We start from the raw sequence: 20,503 nt of genomic DNA on the forward strand, positions 1-20,503 counted from the left end.
AATAAAAAACCTGCAGAAATGCAGGTTTTTTTTATTGATAATTGTATTCGTACATAAATCGATCAGGGGAGCTGGTCATTGGGTTTCCATTGATATCAAGAGTTTGTCTGCTTTCTTCAGATGGATAACCGGCTGTATTGAATGTTGTGGTATACTTATGACTGCTGGTTCCGGTTCCAGTTCCGCCTCCGGCTGTCGTATTGGTGAATTGTCCTTTATAAGTACTTAAGCTGTTCTTTATGTTCGAAAACAACATGCTTACCCCATCACTGCTTTCATTTCCATTGAATATAATTTTGTCAAAACCTTTTACATTTTTAAAAGGATAGTTTTTATCCGTATAAGTATAGGTCTCTTTTTCTGTGTAAGTAACAGTATTTCCATTGACGGTTCCGGTTCCCGAGCCTACGTTGCTTACCATATTTCCATTGCTGTATGTAAACACACTGTTGATGGTAGAAGAACCTGCGATTCCCGAGTTCGTCTGTCTTTTTACATTGATTTCTGTAGTACTCGTATACGTATAGGTAAATGTGACTGTGTTTTGTACGGTACCGGTAGTAGAATACTCCTTAGTAACTGCTGAAGCCATACGTCCGCCGGAATATCCATATTCAACCGTACTTTCAAGAACGTTATTTTCGTAATTTTTGATGCCGGTAACGTAATCATCAGTATAAGTGAACTCAATTCTTTGTCCATGATTAATGTTGTTAATCATGCTGATGATTTTAGTTCCGTTGTAATTGATTTTCATGACAATACCATCCTTATTCATTTTTGTAGGAAGGATTACATTTTGAGTGGAGGGATCGCTGTTGTCAAAGGGAGTATCCTCAGAAGAAGTAGAACAGGAAAGTAGAGATAAGGCTATAGAGCCATAAAGTAGAATTTTTTTCATAGTTATAAGTTAAATCAGTCAAATATAATTTAATTTATAATATGATTTTACTTTTTGGGATTTGTTCTTAAAAATATAAGTCCTGCAATGATAATTCCTGCTCCTGCAAACTGTAGGGAAGTCATCTTTTCACCGTCTAAAATTCCCCAGATAATAGCCACAATAGGCATTACTAAAGTAACAGTGGATGCAAAAAGCGGAGAAGAAACTTTCAGTAAACGGTAATTCATCATCATTGCCAGCCCGGTTCCGAAAATGGAGAGCAGCCCGACGAACATCAACCCAAGCAAATTATCCCTGGAAAAGCTAAACTCTGAGAAGAATCCGGTACTTGTCAATGCAATAACGGAAGGAAATAACAAAACAAACGAGAAAACAAATGCAGACAAAACTGTAGAAGAAACCTCCATAAGCTTTGATTTTACCGTAGTTGTGCTCAAAGCATAGCATAAAGTGGCCAATAATAACAAAAGGATCGGAATCATTTTAAATTCCCCGCTGTCACCTCCTCCAAATGCAAGAATACAAACTCCTGTAAAGCTTATTAATATTCCTATAATCTGTTTTTTTGTTGTTTCGAATTTCCAAACCAGTGCCCCTACAATAATCACAAAAATAGGCATCATAGAGTTGATGATCCCGGCAATACTGCTGCTTATCTCAGTCTCTGCAATGGGAAACAGAAACATAGGAATGAAATTTCCTGTAAAAGCAGCCAGAATCAGCCATTTCAAATGCTTTTTCGGGAAAAGCTTATAGTTGGAGATGGCAATTGGAAGTAAAATAATCCCGGCAATAAGAACCCTTAATGATCCCACCTGAAACGGATTAAAATGTTCCAGAGATTTTTTGATCAAAATAAAGGATGATCCCCAGATGATGCTCAGGATAACCAGAAGAATCCATTTTTCTTTATCTGCGTTCATTATTTTCGTGTAAGATTTTTAGAAATTCTTTTTTAGCAATCATTTTTGCGCCCAAACTTTCCAGATGTTCGGTATGAGATTGGCAATCAATCAATTCAAGGGTATCTTTGTTGCTTTCTACAAAATGAATAAATCCTGCTTTGGAGGCGTTGCTTACTTTAGCAAACATACTTTCTCCACAGAAAACATTTCCGATCTGCAATCCGTAAAAGCCACCCACAAGTTCTCCATTCTGCCACACTTCAATGCTTTTGGCTAGGCCATATTCATGAAGAGTAATAAATGAATTCATCAATTCATCAGAAAGCCATGTTCCAGACTGTCCTTTTCTGTTGGTCTGCTGGCAGTTCCTGATCACTTCCCTGAAATTCTGATTCTCTGAGAAAGTAAAAATATTTCTATTTAATATCTTTCTCATTGATTTTGAGACTTTTATTTCTTCGGGAAGAAGAACAAACCTCGGATCCGGGCACCACCATAGAATTTCTTCATCAGGATTGTACCAGGGAAAAATACCCAGCTGATAGGCAAACCAAATACGTTCTACAGACAGATCACCTCCGAAGGCAATCAGCCCGTCATGCCCGTCATAGAGCTCAGGATCGGGAAATGAAATTTCGTTTTCGTCTAATCGAACCATTTTTAGCAAAAAAATCCTACTTCAAAAAGCAGGATTTATATTTGATCTTTTATTCTTTTAATTAAAAAGGTAAATCATCGTCATCGTCACCAGCAAAAGGATTCTCGTTAGAAACCGGTGATGCAGACTGCTGAGGCATTGCCTGAATAGGTTCTGAAGCATTGTCAAAAACCTTCTCTATTTTCCACCCTGTAATAGAGTTGAAATATTTAGTTTCACCCTGAGGAGAAACCCATTCTCTTCCTCTGATATTGATTCCTACCTTTACGTTTTCTCCTTCTTTAAGGTTATCTAATAAACTGATCTTATCAGATAAAAATTCTATGTTTATCGGCTGTGGATACTGTTCTTGGGTTAAAATAACCATTTCTCTTTTTTGAAATCCGCTCGCAAATGTTTGAGCATCAAAAAGTTTCTTTACCGTTCCTTGTAATTCCATATCGTAAATATTAACGATGTAAAAGTAAGAAAATGAAATGTAATAAAAGGGGTCGTGAAAAAAAAATGTGGAAATTTTAATTTTTTTTTCGGAAAAGTTTGCTGGTAAAGGAAATTGTCCTATATTTGCACTCACAAAAAAGAAGCAAGCTCTTTAAAACTTACAATATAAAAAAACCAGCGGATGTGGTGTAATTGGTAGCCATGCCAGACTTAGGATCTGGTGCCGTGAGGCGTGGGGGTTCGAGTCCCTTCATCCGCACTATGCGAAAATAGCTCAGCTGGTAGAGCACAACCTTGCCAAGGTTGGGGTCGCGGGTTCGAATCCCGTTTTTCGCTCCACACCATGCCCTGGTGGTGGAACTGGTAGACACGCAGGACTTAAAATCCTGTGTCCGCAAGGACGTACGGGTTCAAGTCCCGTCTGGGGTACAAGACCCTCTGTAATATCTTACGGAGGGTTTTTTGTTATAATAGAGAGTGTTCTTTAAATAAAAAGTCTTATATTTGTAAGAAATATAGCCTGAATCTGTAAATTCAGATCAGCAAATCAGCGGATGTGGTGTAATTGGTAGCCATGCCAGACTTAGGATCTGGTGCCGTGAGGCGTGGGGGTTCGAGTCCCTTCATCCGCACTATGCGAAAAGACTCTTTCAAGAGTCACTGAAAAGGTTGGAACACTTAGTTCGGATCTTTTTTTTTGCCCACACCATGCCCTGGTGGTGGAACTGGTAGACACGCAGGACTTAAAATCCTGTGTCCGCAAGGACGTACGGGTTCAAGTCCCGTCTGGGGTACAAAGTCCTCTGTAATCAAATTACAGAGGACTTTTTGTTTACTCCCTATAAATTTTCTCTTCCTATTTTTATACTTCAATAAAAAACCGTCTCACAGGCTGTGAAACGGTCAAAAATATATTGAGAGGTGATTAGTTGCCCAATTCAAGCTGATTCTTTACAAGACTGTAGTAATCTGCTTTTCTGTTTACAAGTTCCTGGTGGTTGCCTTTTTCTACAACGGCTCCATTTTTCAGGACTATAATCTGATCTGCATTTTTTACGGTACTTAAACGGTGTGCTACGATAATTACCGTTTTTCCTTTGAAGAATTCCTGCAGGTTATCATGAATAATCTTTTCATTTTCGGCATCCAGCGCAGAGGTTGCTTCATCAAATAATATAAAATGAGGATTTTTATAGACTGCTCTTGCAATAAGAACTCTCTGTTTCTGACCTCCGGAGATTCCGTTGCCGGCAGCCCCGATTTTGGTGCTGTATCCTAATGGCAGATTATCGATGAAAGAGGAAATATTAGCTACTCTTACTGCATTTTCCATTTTTCTGGTGTTGATCTCTACTTCGCTGGTAGCAATATTTCTTTCGATGGTGTCTGAGAAAATAAAACCGTCCTGCATAACAACACCATAGTTTTCTCTGACACTTTTTGGAGATAGCGTTAGAATATCGTCCTCGTTGTAATGAATGGTACCATGAGTTGGATTATAGAACTTCAATAACAGCTTCATTAATGTCGTCTTTCCGCTTCCGCTGGCCCCTACAATAGCAGTTACTTTACCTTCAGGGATAAACAGATTGACATCCTTTAAAACAAACTGAGATTTTGGACCTTCATATTGGAAAGAAACATTATTTAAGGTAATTCCTCTTTCTTCTTCTGAAGATGTACTATTGATTTCAAGGGCTTTCATTCCTTCTTTTTCCTCTTCTTCGTGATTCTGAACTTCATTTAATCTTGAAAGGCTCAGTTTCGCATCCTGTAAAGAGCGGAAGAAAGAAATCATTTGGTTGACAGGAGAGTTGAGCTGTCCGATGATGTAAGATATCGCCAATAGCTCACCAATAGTCATATTTCCTTTTACAACCTGCAATGCCGCAAAGAACGTAACGAAAATGTTTTTAAGCTGATTAAGGAACTCAAAGCCTGAAAACTGATACTGATCTACTTTTAAGATACGAAGGGTTGTTTTGAAAAGTTTATTTTGAATACCTTCCCATTCCTGTCTTTTATAGTCTTCGAACTGGTTCAGTTTCATCTCAGAAACTCCGTTCAGAATTTCATAAACGCTTTCCTGACTTTGTCCTTTTTCTCTGAATCGGTAATAATCGAGGATTTCTCTTTTTTTAAGCCAATATTGAGCCCAAACCAATGATAATGCTGTCAGAGATGAGTAAATAAGCACGATTGTTACATTATAATACCAAAGCACTCCGAAAAACACAAGGAAGGTAACCATAGAGAAGAAAGTCATAAGGCTCTGAGAGGTAAGGAAATCTTCTATTCTCTCGTTATCCTGGATTCTCTGGGTAAAATCTCCCTTCATTTTGGTATCAAAAAAACCCATGGGAAGGAGAAGCATCTTTTTTAGGAAGTCTGAAATAATGGAAATACTAATTCTGGTTCCGATATAAAGCATCAGCCAGTTTCTGAGAATTTCTATCGTAATGCTTCCTAAATATAACACTACCTGAGAGATAAGAATGATTGTAATCAAATCTACATCTTTCGTGTTAACTCCCTTATCAATAAGTGTTTGTGTAAGGAACGGAAAGACAAGGCTCAGGCAGCTTCCGATAAGAAGCATACCAGACAAAAAGAGAAATTTGCTTTTATGCTCTTTGAAATATTTCATGGCAAAAGAAATACTCAATTTATCTTCTTCCGGGAATGTCTGCTGATAAAAACTGTTGGTAGGACTTACGAAAAGAGCGATTCCTGTTTCACCGTCTGATAACCAGCTTTTAAGAAAATCTTTTTCGTTCAGCCAGATCATTCCATGGCTTGGATCGGCAATTCTGTAACGTTTTTTTCCTGTGATAAGGCTTTTCTTTACATCAAGAAGGACTACGAAGTGGTTTTTATTCCAGTGTAGGATACAAGGCAGGCTGCCGTTTTCATCCAAAGTCTGTAATGTAAGCTTGGCAGGATAAGTTTCAAATCCAATATCTTCACATAGTTCACTGATGCTCAGTAAGCTAACTCCTTCTCTGGATAAGTTGGCATTTTCTTTTAAAAAATGTAACGGAATCTGCTTGCCAAAGTAGGAAGCCACCATTGCGATACATGCAGGACCGCAGTCCATTTGGTCGTGTTGAGGGATAAATTTTAGCTTCATGATACTAGATATTTTCTTTTGCCGATTTTCATTTTATAATACTTCTCTACAATTCCGTAGATGATCAGTTCGTGCATTCTGTGTCTGGATCTGATCAGCCTGTTGATATGCATATGAATAAAACTGCTGACTAATCTTTCTTTTTGAATGGTCTTCAGATTCTCTATTTCTCTGCAGTTTTCTGTGATGGAACTGACAAATTCTGAGAAATAAGGGCTGTTGTCTGTTTCTACAATCTCGCTGATGATGTTCAGGTTGTTTCTGTATTTCAAATCGAGTTGCTTCTTAAGGTTGCTGTCTACATTAAACTCCCGCTGAAACTGGGTATAAAGTTTGTTGATGACTTCATATCGCTTGTCCAGATCCAGGTTGAAGACATTGAAGTAGGTATCAATACTTTTGATGGTGTACAGCCAAAGGTCATCGTTATTGGGTATGTTTTTCAGCAGATTAACGGTCAGTTTGCTGTCATAATGGAAGATGTGTTCAGCAGCATCGATAAATTCACCTTCATATCTTTCATATTCTCTGTCATAGGTTCCCATTTCCACTTTATTAATGATTCCTTCGCTGATATACTTATCAAAATAATCGTTGAAAGTGGTAATGATCTGAGCAGTATTGGTGAGTTTACTGTCATTGATTTCCAGTCTCAGTCTGATATGATTATCAGGGTCACTGTATCTGATGTAGAACCACTTTTTGATCAGTTCTTCCTCACTGAGCTGAGGTAAAAGATCTGGGAAGACGTCCTGTAATATTTTGTCTGAGAACTTGTTGCCGCAATAGATTTTATAATACAGCCACTTATTTCCGGGAATAAACTTATTATCAGAAACATTGATGTTGAAAAGATGATGGTCAAGCTCTGTTTTAAATGCTTTATAATTCCTGTTGATCATTGGGATGACAATCTCGTTGTTGAATTCGTCGGTCTCAAGATCATAAAGACATTCTGTAAGGGTTACCATTTCCTTGGATCTCAGCTCATCAATCAGGAATAATAAAAGATTTTCATTTTCCGCATCGATCAGTAACTTATTGTCTCCCTGAGAAATAAAGAAATATCGGTTGACCTTTTTATCTGAAAGATATTCTTTTATCGTTTTAATGCTTTCAGTATTATTTTTAGTCTTTACCCCTGATACTTCGTTCTGGTATAATCTCCATAATGCCGGAGTAAAGATGATGTCTTCGCCATAAGTGATACGAGGAATGTAATCATACATCAGATAGTTGGTGTCTCCGATGTTTAAAACCAATGCAGAGGAGACATCCTGGTGCTGAAGATCACATAAAAACTGATAGACCGGAAGCGAATTATAATCAAAATTGTGGGCGGTAGAATGGAAGATTTTAACCTCTTTATTCAGTCCTTTATGGAATAATACAACTCTTTTATCAATCATTTTAATATAAAGATCCGTCAGGGCTATTGTATTTTCCGACGCTGAAGGTTTGGTAAGAAAGGAAAGCTGATTGCCTCTTTTCACCTGTCTCAGTAAGATATTTCCCACTCTGTTGTCCGGTAAATGAAGCAGCTCTGCGTAGATAAAATGATCATCATTCTGTTCTTCTTTGATAATTCTGTTCATTGGAGCCAGGATTTCTTCATCTTCATTGGAAAATCTGGCGATAAGATTGGTGCCGCTTGTTCCGCCTACAGAAGAGATTGCGATTTTATCAGAAACCTTTTCAATCATAACCGACAGAGATCTTGCAAGGCTTACTTCTTCCGCATTCTGAAGGCTGTCAATATCGTGCTGGCTAAGGTCTATCGCAGTATCTCCATTGATATTGGCTTTGTTGATGAGTCTTCTCCAGAATTCATGAATTTTTTTATTGTAAGTGATAGAAAATGAATCATTATTAGAATTAGGCCAGCTTAGGGTATCCAACAGGGAAGAAAAATCATTTTCATTGTTTTGCTCCTGAATGTATCCGATGCCGCTTTCATTATCCAATACTTCAACCAAAGGCACCAGGCTTTCTTCATATCTTGTGTAAAAAGCAGATTTAAATTTTTCTAAATTTTCATTCACTGTTTCACTTCCTTTGTCCCAAAAGCAGGTTAAGGTATTGATTCCCTTTTTGATTTTGGAAAGATCTTCTCTGGTAACAGGTGAAAAGTCAAGATTTCTTTTTAAGGATGAGTTGATCAGATATTTTCTGTCATACAAAATCGAAAACTGGTTAGCAAGTGCGAATATCTCGTTGTAATATTCCTGAGCTTGTCCTATTCCTGAGTTCAGCAATTCCATATAGCCATCCATTTTGATGAGGGTTTCCAGATAGGTGTCGAGTTCAGGATAAATCCCTTTTTTTGAACTTAAATATTCAATGATCTGAAACAAAGGGGAATGTTCATTTAAGCAGATGTCAAAGCCGCTTTTAAAGAACTGGGCATCAATCAGGCTGAAAATGTAATATTTGGCATCTTCTTCAGAAACTCCTTCCACGTTTTCTGCAACCAAGGCAACCAGTTTATCAAAAGGATAAGATTGGTCTGCTATGGTATCAACCAGAAAATCCAGAAGTTCATCTTTTTCCAATGAGCTTAAAGTGTAGACTCTTTTTTCATTCTGTATTGTAGTTTCGATATATCGGTAATAATCACCTAACTTATAGATCGAGTCATTAAGTTCATATTCGTGAACTTCCGGAAAGTCTCTGTTGATTAATGTTATAACCTGAAAAAGGAAAGACAGATCCAGGGTAGTATACCGATGGATAGAATTCATATTTCCGGCTTCAATATTTTTGTTTTCTGAACTGAGTTCAAAAGCGGAGTGGGAAGCAAATGTTCCGAACGGAGTAGATCTGGTTGTAATTCTGATGTAGTATTTCAGAATAGAATTATTGATTTTGTTTCTCTTTACCAGAGATAAAGAAGGGTCGTTCTGGCACAATCTTGCCCATTCGCTATACAGCTCATAAGAGGCTAAAAAGATAGATTCTCTGAAAACTTCATCATTCCACAATTCCAGTACGAAATGATCAAGATCTGCCGTATTTTTCGGTATATTATTATATTGTTTGAATGAGTACAAAGAGTTCCTCATAAAGCCAATATTGATGTTATCTAACTGCGTTTTCATGTTGAATAGATTGTAAGTTGTAGTGATTGCTTATCGTTTCAGCGTTTTCTATTTTCTTGTCACTGTCGGATTCTGTATCATATAAAATGAATTCATCGACGGACAGTTTTTCATCCAGTTTTTCAATCAGTTCAAAAAGCTCTTCGAAGTTGAGGTTGAGGATTTTGAATGATTCGGATTCATCGGCATCGGATTTTATTTCGTTGACTTCTGAAAGATTGATGGCCAGTGCCAGTGATATTTTAGGAGCAAATCCGTTTTTCTGTACAAATGAATCTCTATATCTGTTGATCTCTTCTTTTTTATCTTCAAGATCTTCAAGGAATTTTCCGCTTCCGTGAAATGCTGACACACAATAGTTTGAATGTAAACTGATGGCGTCATCCAGATTGTTCAGAGAAGAAGAAAGATACCAGAGATCGGGGATCAGTCCGCCGTACGGAGGGATTAAAATTCCTTCTTTTTCGTTCTTTTCGGCTTCAGAATAAAACAGTTCGTGAATTTCGTGGGCATTTTCTTTGAAAACCACTCCGGTGCCTCTTTCAAGGATATCCGGATTCAAAAGGTTTTTGGTATACGTGCTTTCAGGAATTCCTTTTGATAAACCAAGGTCTATTCTTCCGTTGAATATATTATTGATCAGTTTATAATTGGTAGCGACAGCGTAAGGAGAATAACTGGGAACTGAAGTTCCTGCTGATCCTACTCTTATCTTTTCTGTCATTCCGGCGATCATGGCAATCACGATATCCGGATTTGAAAATGCAAGATTCTTGAGGTGGGAATAATGATGCTCTGCCAGCCAGAATCTGCTGTATCCTAATCTCTCTGCATGAAGGGCATAATCAACTACATCGTTAAGAGCTGTGATGGAATCTTTGCCGCTTCTGTATCCTAGTTCTAGTAATCCTATGCTTTTTGTTTTCATGTTACAGTAAAAATTTTAGGTATTTAGTTTTGTCGATTTTATCATTGAGAGCGATCAATGCTCCGGTTTTCCCAAAGAGCAAAGAGCCGTCCTGCTCAGTAAGGGGTTGATCCAATTCGTTTTCCAGGATTTCCAGTGATCTTTTCACCCAGAAGTTTTTGGCCTGTTTATAGTCCGGATGGGCATCTTTTTTATTGATCTCGTTATAGAGCTGTACAAGTCCAGAAGTTCCGTGGCAATATTGAATAAATTCTACGCCTGTATTGGCCATTACTCTCCTTTTTGTGGTTTCTAACCCCAGTTCATGGGCCATATCTCTGTATCTTGTTTCCTGCAGTGTTTCTCCTGTTTTATAAAGAAGATAAGAGAAGGAGAGATCACTGTTGCACCAGCAAAGTCTGTTGTTGTGGAAAGGCTTCAACAGGTTTTCTGCTATTTTGTAATTGTATGGTTTATATATTCTGGCATTTTCTACTTCATGGACATCAAAATTGGAAATAATGAAATCCAGACAGGTGTTAATAATATGCCTTGCTTTTTCCGTTATTACCGGAAGGCTCAAAAGATTATTAACAATAGAAAGATAGCCATAGTTGAATCCTAAGTTAATACCATCTGCATAGCTGTCGTTCAGCTTATTTTCAAATGGGATGGGGTGGGAAATGCATTCATCATAAAGAATGTCTACAATTTCGCTGCTGTACTGTTCATTTCTGATGGTGTTGAAGTAATGAAGATTTCCTATCGGCCCATCAAAAAAAGTATAATTGTCTTCCTTCAGCATGGTAACGGATTGCTGGAAGATCAGTTCTCCGATGTCAGTAATCTGCTCATCAAAGTCATCTTGTATTAATCCGTCTTTTTTTAATAAATCCAGGATAATGCCCAATCCGGTCATTCCTTTGGATAGATTCGGGAGTGTATATACGTTGCTCTCTTTTTGCAGATTGCCATTCTCGAAGACTTCTTCAAGGATAGTTCCTACCTTGTTTACATAGATATCATTTCCGGAGATTTGATATTGTGTTAAGAAATAGAGCAGCAGTCCCAGTTTTCCATAAAGTAATCCATCAGGTAAATTTCCATAATCAAAATCAAGAAGTTTTTGATCGTATTCATGAAGAATGGTCGTGATATTTTGAGATTGTAGAGTTTCCATTATAGATCGTAATTATAGAATGAGACGTAGTTGTGATTGGTTTTAATGACATTGTTCATCAGGGTAATCCCGATTCCTGCTATGCCTTGGCCCAGGGCCATATTGATGTTGTCAAACTCTGCATTGTAATAGGCTTTGAATCCTGCCCATTTTTCACTTTCATTATTTTTTGATTGAAGAAGATGCTCGTGCCAATATTCTTTGGCTTCCAAAAAGACATCCTGCTCAGTAAGATGATAGATTTTTTTGTACAAGGCGGATAATCCTGCGGAACCATAAATGAGTCCCGGCTCCAGGATGGCAGACTGATCAGCATCTTTAAATTTTGTAGTGTTGATCAATATTTGCAGTCCTTTGTCGCAATATTCTTTATGTTCTAAGAGAATTCCGGCGTTGTAAAAAGTATAGCCAATTCCTATTTCACCGTAAGCGAGATTGTGATAATCTATGTAGACGTCTTCAAAGGCATTGAACGGGAAAAGCGTGATATTGTCCGTGTTGCTTTCTTTGCAGTTCCATATGAATGATAATCCTTTGTGAATGAGTTCCAGAGATTCCTGGTTGTAGATGTTATTTTTATAAAGGAATAACAAATAGTTGATTACTCCTGTGGTTCCATGTCCTAAACCTAGTTCTACATAAGGATTTTCTTTATCCCGAAGATCAAATTTCCAGTAGCTTCCGCTTTCATGAGGATGAGCAAGCTCAATGATTTTATTCAGCGTTTCGTCTATCAGATGTTTTTTGCCTTCAAGATTTCTCAGTACGAAATATTTGGCAAAACTCGGAAAACCGCTTGTTAAGTCAAGATCTCCTTTCTCCGTTTGCTGGACCAGTATTTCTTCCAGAATTTCATCTATATTCTCCAGTAAAGAATCAATTTCGCTGTCTAAAACTTCTTCCTGTTTCAGGAACATAAGATATAATCCTAGCTCTCTTATTTCGTCATTAAAATGAAGACTTTTATAATCTTCTGTTAAAACAGACAGAGACTTCTCAATGTAATGGGTTACCAGTTCTAAAGATTCCGATTCTTTGGTCATTAGATAATGATAATAATAGAACATTGAAGCACTTAGAATCCCGTTATTAAGACCGATTCCGGTAAGGGAAGTATCTTTTTTGCGGATACATTCTTCTATTTCTGAGATGATTAGTTTTTCTTTTTGCATGATCTGAGAGCTATGAGATTATATAATTTTTTTTAAAAGAGGGAGGTCTGTGAAAAGTTCTCCCTCTTTTATAGGAGTAGATTACTTTCTTGTTTGTACCACAGTGTTTCCACCACAAGAACATTGTCCACAAGACTGAGCTGCAGCCTGAAGACTGTTAACACCTCCTTTTAGGCTATTCATTTGCTCTTCCTGAAGTTTGCTGATTTGCTCTTTGTTGATTTGAAGACCCTTAGTTAATTTCATTTTGTTCATGATGTTTGATTTTAATTGTTATTGTTTATTTTAAATGTGATTGGGGAAGCTTATTATTGAGCAGCTCTCGTTTTTACGATTGTGTTTCCACCGCAAGAACACTGTCCGCAAGACTGAGCTGCTGCCTGAAGGCTGTTAACCCCTCCTTTAAGGCTGTTCATTTGCTCCTCCTGAAGCTTACTGATTTGCTCTTTGTTGATTTGAAGACCTTTAGTTAATTTAATTTTGTGCATGATGTTTGATTTTTAGATTGTTATAAATATTTTCGAATTTTTGTGAGAATTACTTAGCAGCTCTTGTTTGTACCACTGTATTTCCACCGCAAGAACACTGCCCGCAAGACTGAGCCGCTGCCTGAAGGCTGTTAACTCCTCCTTTAAGACCATTCATTTGCTCTTCCTGAAGTTTGCTGATTTGTTCTTTGTTGATCTGTAATCCTTTAGATAATTTCATTTTGTTCATGATGTTTGATTTTAAATTGTTATTGTTTATTTTAAATGTGATTTGGCAAGCTTATTATTGAGCTGCTCTCGTTTTTACGATTGTGTTTCCACCGCAAGAACACTGTCCGCAAGATTGAGCCGCTGCCTGAAGGCTGTTAACCCCTCCTTTAAGGCTGTTCATTTGCTCTTCCTGTAATTTGCTGATTTGCTCTTTGTTGATTTGTAATCCTTTAGTTAATTTAATTTTGTGCATGATGTTTGATTTTTAGATTGTTATTGTTTATTTTAAATGTGATTTGGCAAGCTTATTATTGAGCTGCTCTCGTTTTTACGATTGTGTTTCCACCGCAAGAACACTGTCCGCAAGATTGTGCTGCTGCCTGAAGGCTGTTAACCCCTCCTTTAAGGCTGTTCATTTGCTCTTCCTGTAGTTTGCTGATTTGCTCTTTGTTGATCTGTAATCCTTTTGTTAATTTAATTTTGTGCATGATTTTAAAATTTTAGTATGGTTAGTTCTGGTTATCTTTTCAAGTCATAAAACCTTTATTGGACCCTACTTGCAAGTATATATTTGATTAATTAATTCTGTTTCTTTCGTCCTCGTTTCCGAAGTTTCTCTGTTGTTCAGATTTTAGATTCTTGTTTCCGAACCTGTAGCTTAACGAGACTCTTACTCCTCTTGTGTCACCATAGCTGCTGAAGTCTGTTTTTACACCATTCGATTCATAAGTGATCACAGGACGCTGGCCGTTCAAAAGATCCATACCGGTAACGGTAAGTGTCAGTTTCTTATCCAGGAGCAGGAATTTCATAGAAACATCCAGAATATTCATTGTTGAGATATGAAAGATCTGATAGCGTCCCGGAAGCTGCAGCCCATAATTGGCACTGACGAATATGGTTTTAGACTTATTCAGCGTGAAGTCATTATTCGAATAGAAATAGGCATTATATCCGTCTATCGAGCTGATGAAATCTGTTTTGGACTTTACCTTCTGATAATTGACATTAAACCCTGTAAAACTGTTCCACCACGACCATTTATTAAAATTGTAATACGTTGAAACCCCGATCTGATAGGTGTTGGCATAATTCAAAGGCGTGCTTCTTGTGATATTGGTATTCTGATCCAGAATGGCAAGATCCTGGCTGAAGTCTGATACCTGAGAATAATACACTGAGGATACCCATTTTTGATTTCTTACATATGAAAACTCAATATTGTCTATTATTGACGGCTTCAGGAACGGGTTCCCTTCCGAATAATAATAAGGGCTGGTGCGTACCACAAACGGATTCAGATAATCGAAATTCGGTCTGCGGATTCTTCTGCTATAGTTCAGCGAGAAAGAATTTTTATCATCAGGATTATAGGTCACATATGCTGTCGGGAACAATTTTACATAATCATTTTTGTTGGTTTGATTAAGATTATGCGAATATCCGGTCGTTTGTGTAGCCTCCATCCTCAACCCAGCCTGAGTTTCCCATTTTTCACCCAGCTTTTTGCTTGCAGAAACGTACAACGCTTCATTATGCTCTTTATAATTAAAAATATTGGACTGGTCTGTATTTAAAACAGGCGCTCCTGTTTTATGATCCAAAACCACAAGGTCATTATTGGTATTTGTATACGTGTACTTCCCCCCGAAGGTTAAAGAAGCCCATTTCAACGGCATTTCCACATCCACTTTTCCAGAATAGTTTTCAATACGGTTCACGTTGGTATTCGTGGCTGAGAAAAACTTTCCAGGAAGAATATTTCTTTGAGGATCCAGCTCATTTCCTGCATAAAAGTTGTAATCACTTTTTCTGTAGTGGAAATAGTCAAAATCCGTGGTGATTTTTGTCCCTGCAGAATCTACTTTAAAGGTGTTGTACCAGTTAAGAGAATTCATATTAGGTTTATTGTTGGCATCCACATCAGACGTAATGTATGAGTTCACGGCTCCTGAAGGATTAAACCTTGAGGTGAAAGGACTGTTTGATGAGGTATTTCTGGTAAAACTGCCCAGATATTTTGCCCCCGTTGTCCATTTATCCGATATTTTGTAATCAATGCCAAACCCCAGTCCGAGATTGTTCTCTTCCGATTTATTTTTGACATTCAGGATCCATAGTTCATCCGGATAGTAAATCTTACTGTCAGATGTAGTGCGAAGCCTTTGGGAATTGGTATTGGCAGTGATTTGTAATGACAGCCTGTTGCGGTTGTAATTAAAGGCTCCCTGAAGGCCTCCTCCTGCATAGGTTTTCTGGGTATAATTACCTCCGATATTGGCATTCCAGGAATTTGCCTTTCCTTTTTTTAATTTGATATTTACCAGCCCACTATCTCCTTCTGCATCATACTTAGCCGGTGGGGTAGTGATCACTTCAATAGACTGGATATTGTCTGAAGGAATAGATTTTAGTAAGCTTGACAAATCATCCGGGGACATTCTCTGAATGCGGTCGTCAATCATAACCAGAACTTCACCCTTTCCAACAATAGAAACCTTTTCATCCTGAATACGGACCAGAGGAGTCGTTTTCAAAGCATCTAATGCCGTTCCTCCTGTTGCTGCAACCGAATTTTCTACATTGAAAACAAGACGGTCTATTTTTCTTTCAATCAGTTTTTTCTTTTTTGTCAGACTGATCGTCTGAATCTCCTGGCTTTCTTGCTGACTGTCTTTTATCGTATAGCTTCTTGTAATTTCACCTTCTATATTTTCATTTCCTTCGTATACTTTGCTTCCGTTCAGGAAAAATTCCATTTTATAAGAATCAGCTTTCGGAAGTTTAATGGAGAAAAGTCCGTTTTCATCAGTGATCGTTGAGAACTTATCATTTCCTGCCAGCAGGATCACTTCTACATAAGAAATATTTTTTGCCTTTTCATCAGATACTTTACCGGAAATACTCTGAGCATTAAGATGGATGCCCATTCCTAAAAAGGATAATAACGGTATTAAGTATTTCTTTGCCATGTCTTTTATTTTATGTTTCAAATGTAGAATGTTGCGTTTTGAATGTTGCTACACGGAAGTGTAGTTTTAGGCGGTTTGTTTCAATACTACACTTTGGTGTAGGGCGCTCACCTGCTGTGTTGACATCAAATGACAGTTCTTATCAAAGAAGTTTTTCAGCCCATTATAGGTAAGCATTACAGGAATCGTTTCAGATCCCAGATAATGAATAGGTTCAGCCAGTGTAACAGCTTCTATTCCCATAAGCTTAAGAACTTTCAGAAGCTTGGCATCACATTCAGCAATGGCAACAGAATTTTCATTCTGACAAACTTCATTAAGCGCATATGCCATTAATGTTTTGAAAATTCCAAAGCCTGTTTTATCAATTCCTTTTTTGATAGCAAATCTTCCAATGTGCCAGATGTTGGTTGTTTTATTTTTGATAAAAGAAGATGGATTGATCTGGAAAAGTTTTTCCAATGGAAGGATATCCTTATGATTCCATTTAAAAACTCTTATAGAACCATTGATCTTACCTTCGTGATCTCTGGAGACAAAAACCTTAGACTTTTTAAAGTTCTTTTCCTCATGATATATATCCTCTACTTCAGCCTTAAACTGATCCGTATCAGAATAACTTTCATGATGATTAAAGTTTTCGGTAACAACAAATTCTGCTAATTCGTATAAGTTTTTATTACTTAAAGAATAAAAGTTAAGATGTTCCATATTTTTTTTATCTTTATAGTAAAATTATTACACTGAATAGTGGGATATGCTACACTTTAGTGTAGATTCCTTAAAGTCTACACTTTAGTGTAGTAACCTAAAAACTGTACCTTAAAAACTTAACTATGGAAGAGATTGGTAAATTCTTTTCGAAAAAAAACAGCATTGATGCGATCTCAGAGTCAGAGAATCATCAGACGTCTGATTACCTTGAGGTGATTAAAGCCTTTGCCAGGATCACTTATATGAGTTTGTATGTCATCGATTATCAGAAACAAAATTTTGAGTATGTCTCAGATAATCCTTTATTTCTTTGTGATCATACTCCCAAAGAGGTAGAAACAATGGGGTATGCTTTCTATTTCCGGCATGTAAAAAAAGAAGACCTGGATCTGTTGTTTAAAATCAATGAAGTAGGGTTTGAATTCTATGAGAATCTGCCCGTGAATGAGCGAAAACTCTATACAATTTCCTATGATTTTCATTTAGTCAATGAAAGTAAAAATACCATCCTTATCAACCACAAGCTCACCCCGCTTTTCTTGTCTTCAGAAGGCAAAATGTGGAAGGCGATGTGTATTGTATCACTATCCCATAATCATGCATCCGGAAATATTTCTATTGTAAAGCAGGGAACAGATGAGATCTGGAATTATGATCTGAAAGATAACAGATGGATCAAAGAAGAGAAAGTAAAGCTCTCGGAAAGAGAGGCAGAGATACTGAGGTTGTATGCCCAGGGACTTACCATCAATGAAATTGCCGATAAGATCTATGTAACAGGAGATACGGTGAAGTTTCACCGAAGAAAATTATTTGATAAAATGGGCGTAAGTAATATCACAGAAGCATTATCCTATGCAACCAATTATAAACTGATTTAAATTCCTGATATTTATTCGGAAATAGCGTTCATATAAAACTGAGGAAAGGCTTTATAAGGCTTTCCTGTGGCTATTTTGAACATTACGTGAGTACACATTCCGGCAACTATCCATGAAGCGATCGCTAATTGAGGAGGAGGAAGGTTTTCTTTTTCGTTCTTATAATCGTCAATAATATTTTCAAGCCACTCATTGGGAGTTCTCCAAAAGCGAAGATAGCCCGCAATGTATTCTACCATTTTGAGTTCATTAAAATTATCATCAGAAAGAATGTCCAGAGGAAGACCATTAGGCTCCAGAACAGCCACTAAACCTCCCCAGCCAAGATTATAGGGATGCAATACATGCATGTCCTTTTCCTGACATATTCTGTCAAATACCACAGGGATATTGCTTGAAAAATCCAGTGCGTTGATGGCAATATCATGGTTGCCTATAATTTCATGAACATTATCCTGGGTGATAAATTCGCTCCGGTACTGAATATTGGCATCAGGATTAATGCTTTTCAGACGATGGTACAGTGTTTCTGCTTTATAGGAAGAAATATCCTGATGGGTATAGTTTTGCCGGTTCAGATTAGACTGCTCAATGGTATCGCCATCCACAATGGTGATATTTTCAAAACCAAAACGTAAGGCACATTCGGCAATATTGCTGCCTATACCACTTCCTGCCAGTAAAATTGAGAAGTTTTTTATTGCGGCCTGCTCTTCTTCCTGTACGTATAACCTGTTTCGAGAATATTTTGTTTCCATTGCTTCTATTTTGAAACAAAAATAGGTTTAAACGTCTTAATTTCGACTACACAACAGTTTAGTTTTAGGTCTGAAAATCAAAATAAAAGTGTGCAAAACATACATTAAATATGGGTTTTGGTCCAATTACAATATTTTATTATTCAATAATTGGTGATTAATTTAATGGCAGAAGCCATCTCAGTTATTTTACCATTCAAACACTGTTGAATTATGATTTAATTTTTGAACTTATTTTCAAGATTTTCCAGCCTTTCAAAAATACCCGTGAAAATATTTTTATCTGCAGTAGAAACGTACCCTACAATCTTATAATATTCCTGATTATCAGTGTTTTTTGTTTTTATTTCAGATCCGTATTGAAGGCTGCCATCCTTATATACCAATAGATTAGATAAAGGATCGTTTTTCAGATCTGTCTTATTTAAAAATAAAACGTCTCCATAATGATATTCAAGAAGCAATTGTTTTTCAGGAGTAAATTCATAGACCAGGTCAACGGATGCTAATATTTTTTGCAAAATTGGAGCGTTGGGATTATTGTTGTCCGTTTTTGCCTGTACTTCTTTGCTGTTCTGAATAGCCAATTCCGGGAAAAGCATAAGCTGATCTATGTCAGATACACTTACCAGCTGGTTTACCTGTAGAGGTTCAGTGAGTAATTTATCAAGATTAAGGTTAAAATGATGGGCTACTTTTAATATCGTTTCGATTTTGGGTTCGGCACGTCCTTCTTCATAAGAGCTTATGACTCCTCTGTTTAGATCAAACATGTCTGCAAAGGCCTTTTGACTAAGTCCTTTCACCTGTCTTATTTTCTTAATATTAGTTCCGAAGAAGCTCATTTTTGTCTAATCTTTTTTGCAAAGATAGAGAATCTGAAATAAATAATTGCTAATAATATTTGCATTTTGAGAATTTTATTTTATATTTGTGTAGACGAAAATAAAACACTAAACCAGCCATCATGAGAAATCAAATATTCAGTACGGTCAAAGAGTGGTTGTTAGATTATGAGTTTAACATCACGTTGGAGGATGAGGCTCAGAGAATCTTAATCATTGAAAAAGAATCCAACGGGATAAAAAACATGATCCTTATAATATCAGACTCTATTCTGATTATGGAACAGTTTCTTTTTGAAATCAAAAACCCATCCGAGAAAATATTCCTGAGACTGCTTCAGAAGAACAGAGATATCGTTCACGGAGCATTTGTACTGGATGGAACCGGAAGACGGGTAATTTTCAGAGATACACTTCCTACCGATAATATGGCTCAGAACGAAGTAATGGCCTCTATCAATTCCCTGGGAATCCTTGTAGGAGAATTTACAACCGAAATGCTTGAAATGAGTAAGTAATTCACAAAAGATATTTAAAATGAACATTTTTAAAAGATTGTTAACAATAGGAAAAGCAGAGATCCATTCTGTGATCGAGAGCTTTGAAGACCCCATCAATTTAACGGAAGAGGGTATTCGTGAAATGAAAGAACAGCTGGGAAAAAGCATTGAAGCCCTTGCCCAGTTGAAAGCTCTTGCCATTCGCAAAAAAAATGAAGCGGAGACAGAAGAACAGATCGCTAAAGATTATTACAATAAAGCCATCGTAATCGTTCAGAAAGCAGAAAAAGGAGAAGTGGAAACTGCAGAAGCAGACCGTCTTGCCAAAGAAGCTTTGAAAAAGCAGACTTCTTCACAGGAAAGCGCAAATACACTTCAGAAAGAACATGAAAAATTGTATAACGAATGCGAAAAGATGCAGGGAAATATCAATCATCTGAAATCGAGCATTGCCAAGTGGGAAAATGAATTGAAAACCCTGAAAGCAAGAGTTCAGGTAAGTGAAGCCACAAAAGATATCAATCAGAAGATGACCCAGATGGATACCGGAAGTACGGTAAGCATGCTGGAAAAACTAAAGGACCGTGTTGTACAGCAGGAAGCTCTGGCAGAAGCCTATTCGGATCTTTCAAAATCAGGAAAAAGTATTGATGAAGAAATAGATGCCATTGTAAACAATCACGATACAAAAGCTGAAGAAGCTTTAAACAGATTAAAAGAAACACTTAAAAAAGGCTAAT

At 37.2% G+C, this 20,503-nt stretch carries 21 protein-coding genes and 5 tRNA genes; 8 read left to right on the forward strand and 18 right to left on the reverse strand.

The annotated features are described in order from the left end of the window. Positions 1-31: 31 nt before the first annotated feature. From DBR39_RS11030 to DBR39_RS11045, 4 genes are all read right to left on the reverse strand, one after another. Positions 32-901 carry a hypothetical protein gene (locus tag DBR39_RS11030; protein WP_124533032.1) on the reverse strand — a complete coding sequence of 290 codons (870 nt, stop codon included), beginning with the start codon at positions 899-901 and terminating at the stop codon, positions 32-34. A 47-nt stretch (positions 902-948) separates the two neighbouring features. Further along, positions 949-1,827 carry a DMT family transporter gene (locus tag DBR39_RS11035; protein WP_124533033.1) on the reverse strand — a complete coding sequence of 293 codons (879 nt, stop codon included), beginning with the start codon at positions 1,825-1,827 and terminating at the stop codon, positions 949-951. Then, a complete protein-coding gene (gene aat / locus DBR39_RS11040) occupies positions 1,814-2,467 on the reverse strand; it encodes a leucyl/phenylalanyl-tRNA--protein transferase (protein WP_124533036.1) in 654 nt (217 codons plus the stop codon). Before aat ends, DBR39_RS11035 begins: the two co-directional genes overlap by 14 nt. A 61-nt stretch (positions 2,468-2,528) precedes the next feature. Next, the gene (locus DBR39_RS11045; protein WP_124533038.1) at positions 2,529-2,906 is read right to left on the reverse strand and encodes a DUF3127 domain-containing protein; all 378 of its coding nucleotides are present in this window, start codon (positions 2,904-2,906) and stop codon (positions 2,529-2,531) included. Between the two features lie 179 nt (positions 2,907-3,085). Here DBR39_RS11045 and DBR39_RS11050 point away from each other — a divergent pair. The 5 genes from DBR39_RS11050 to DBR39_RS11070 all read left to right on the forward strand — a co-directional run bounded on the left by DBR39_RS11050 (position 3,086) and on the right by DBR39_RS11070 (position 3,702). Next, positions 3,086-3,167 (forward strand) — tRNA-Leu (locus DBR39_RS11050). Between the two features lie 4 nt (positions 3,168-3,171). Continuing rightward, positions 3,172-3,247 (forward strand) — tRNA-Gly (locus DBR39_RS11055). 6 nt (positions 3,248-3,253) lie between these two features. Then, a tRNA-Leu gene (locus DBR39_RS11060) sits at positions 3,254-3,337 on the forward strand. A 121-nt stretch (positions 3,338-3,458) separates the two neighbouring features. Further along, positions 3,459-3,540 (forward strand) — tRNA-Leu (locus tag DBR39_RS11065). A 78-nt stretch (positions 3,541-3,618) separates the two neighbouring features. Beyond that, positions 3,619-3,702: transfer RNA gene (locus tag DBR39_RS11070), tRNA-Leu, on the forward strand. 131 nt (positions 3,703-3,833) lie between these two features. On the opposite strand, the gene DBR39_RS11075 is transcribed toward DBR39_RS11070, so the two are convergent. The 12 genes from DBR39_RS11075 to DBR39_RS11130 all read right to left on the reverse strand — a co-directional run bounded on the left by DBR39_RS11075 (position 3,834) and on the right by DBR39_RS11130 (position 16,776). Beyond that, positions 3,834-6,038, reverse strand: a complete 2,205-nt coding sequence (locus tag DBR39_RS11075; RefSeq protein ID WP_124533040.1) for a peptidase domain-containing ABC transporter — start codon at positions 6,036-6,038, stop codon at positions 3,834-3,836. Continuing rightward, entirely contained in the window at positions 6,035-9,136 is a 3,102-nt protein-coding gene (locus DBR39_RS11080; RefSeq protein ID WP_124533042.1) for a lantibiotic dehydratase, read from the reverse strand. Before DBR39_RS11080 ends, DBR39_RS11075 begins: the two co-directional genes overlap by 4 nt. Further along, positions 9,117-10,064 carry an LLM class flavin-dependent oxidoreductase gene (locus DBR39_RS11085; protein WP_124533044.1) on the reverse strand — a complete coding sequence of 316 codons (948 nt, stop codon included), beginning with the start codon at positions 10,062-10,064 and terminating at the stop codon, positions 9,117-9,119. The genes DBR39_RS11080 and DBR39_RS11085 overlap by 20 nt, the downstream gene beginning before the upstream one ends. 1 nt (position 10,065) lies before the next feature. Next, a complete protein-coding gene (locus DBR39_RS11090; protein WP_124533046.1) occupies positions 10,066-11,223 on the reverse strand; it encodes a lanthionine synthetase LanC family protein in 1,158 nt (385 codons plus the stop codon). Next, positions 11,223-12,395: a lanthionine synthetase LanC family protein gene (locus tag DBR39_RS11095; protein ID WP_124533048.1), complete on the reverse strand. Its 1,173-nt coding sequence runs from the start codon at positions 12,393-12,395 to the stop codon at positions 11,223-11,225. The genes DBR39_RS11090 and DBR39_RS11095 overlap by 1 nt, the downstream gene beginning before the upstream one ends. An 81-nt stretch (positions 12,396-12,476) precedes the next feature. Then, positions 12,477-12,641: a class I lanthipeptide gene (locus tag DBR39_RS11100; protein ID WP_175579922.1), complete on the reverse strand. Its 165-nt coding sequence runs from the start codon at positions 12,639-12,641 to the stop codon at positions 12,477-12,479. A 62-nt stretch (positions 12,642-12,703) separates the two neighbouring features. Next, positions 12,704-12,883 (reverse strand): class I lanthipeptide, encoded by a 180-nt coding sequence (locus DBR39_RS11105; RefSeq protein ID WP_076595230.1) that lies wholly within the window; start codon positions 12,881-12,883, stop codon positions 12,704-12,706. A gap of 49 nt (positions 12,884-12,932) precedes the next feature. After that, positions 12,933-13,112, reverse strand: coding sequence for a class I lanthipeptide (locus DBR39_RS11110; protein ID WP_124533050.1), 180 nt, complete (start codon positions 13,110-13,112; stop codon positions 12,933-12,935). Positions 13,113-13,166: 54 nt separating this feature from the next. Further along, positions 13,167-13,346: a class I lanthipeptide gene (locus tag DBR39_RS11115; RefSeq protein WP_076595230.1), complete on the reverse strand. Its 180-nt coding sequence runs from the start codon at positions 13,344-13,346 to the stop codon at positions 13,167-13,169. 55 nt (positions 13,347-13,401) lie between these two features. Next, positions 13,402-13,581, reverse strand: a complete 180-nt coding sequence (locus tag DBR39_RS11120; RefSeq protein WP_076595230.1) for a class I lanthipeptide — start codon at positions 13,579-13,581, stop codon at positions 13,402-13,404. A gap of 87 nt (positions 13,582-13,668) precedes the next feature. Continuing rightward, positions 13,669-16,065, reverse strand: a complete 2,397-nt coding sequence (locus tag DBR39_RS11125; protein WP_124533052.1) for an outer membrane beta-barrel family protein — start codon at positions 16,063-16,065, stop codon at positions 13,669-13,671. A gap of 66 nt (positions 16,066-16,131) precedes the next feature. Next, a complete protein-coding gene (locus DBR39_RS11130; protein WP_124533054.1) occupies positions 16,132-16,776 on the reverse strand; it encodes a hypothetical protein in 645 nt (214 codons plus the stop codon). 125 nt (positions 16,777-16,901) lie between these two features. Between DBR39_RS11130 and DBR39_RS11135 the strand changes: the two genes are divergently transcribed. Beyond that, positions 16,902-17,660: a response regulator transcription factor gene (locus DBR39_RS11135; RefSeq protein ID WP_103234627.1), complete on the forward strand. Its 759-nt coding sequence runs from the start codon at positions 16,902-16,904 to the stop codon at positions 17,658-17,660. 11 nt (positions 17,661-17,671) lie between these two features. On the opposite strand, the gene DBR39_RS11140 is transcribed toward DBR39_RS11135, so the two are convergent. Further along, entirely contained in the window at positions 17,672-18,418 is a 747-nt protein-coding gene (locus DBR39_RS11140; protein ID WP_124533056.1) for a ThiF family adenylyltransferase, read from the reverse strand. A 218-nt stretch (positions 18,419-18,636) separates the two neighbouring features. Beyond that, the gene (locus DBR39_RS11145) at positions 18,637-19,263 is read right to left on the reverse strand and encodes a helix-turn-helix domain-containing protein (protein WP_124533057.1); all 627 of its coding nucleotides are present in this window, start codon (positions 19,261-19,263) and stop codon (positions 18,637-18,639) included. Positions 19,264-19,385: 122 nt separating this feature from the next. Between DBR39_RS11145 and DBR39_RS11150 the strand changes: the two genes are divergently transcribed. Both DBR39_RS11150 and DBR39_RS11155 read left to right on the forward strand, forming a co-directional pair. Next, positions 19,386-19,781: a molecular chaperone Tir gene (locus tag DBR39_RS11150; RefSeq protein WP_103234624.1), complete on the forward strand. Its 396-nt coding sequence runs from the start codon at positions 19,386-19,388 to the stop codon at positions 19,779-19,781. Positions 19,782-19,800: 19 nt separating this feature from the next. Further along, positions 19,801-20,502 carry a PspA/IM30 family protein gene (locus tag DBR39_RS11155; protein WP_124533059.1) on the forward strand — a complete coding sequence of 234 codons (702 nt, stop codon included), beginning with the start codon at positions 19,801-19,803 and terminating at the stop codon, positions 20,500-20,502. The last annotated feature ends 1 nt before the right edge of the window (position 20,503 follow it).

This window comes from Chryseobacterium sp. KBW03, from assembly GCF_003852415.1.
GTDB classification, from domain to species: Bacteria; Bacteroidota; Bacteroidia; order Flavobacteriales; family Weeksellaceae; genus Chryseobacterium; species Chryseobacterium viscerum.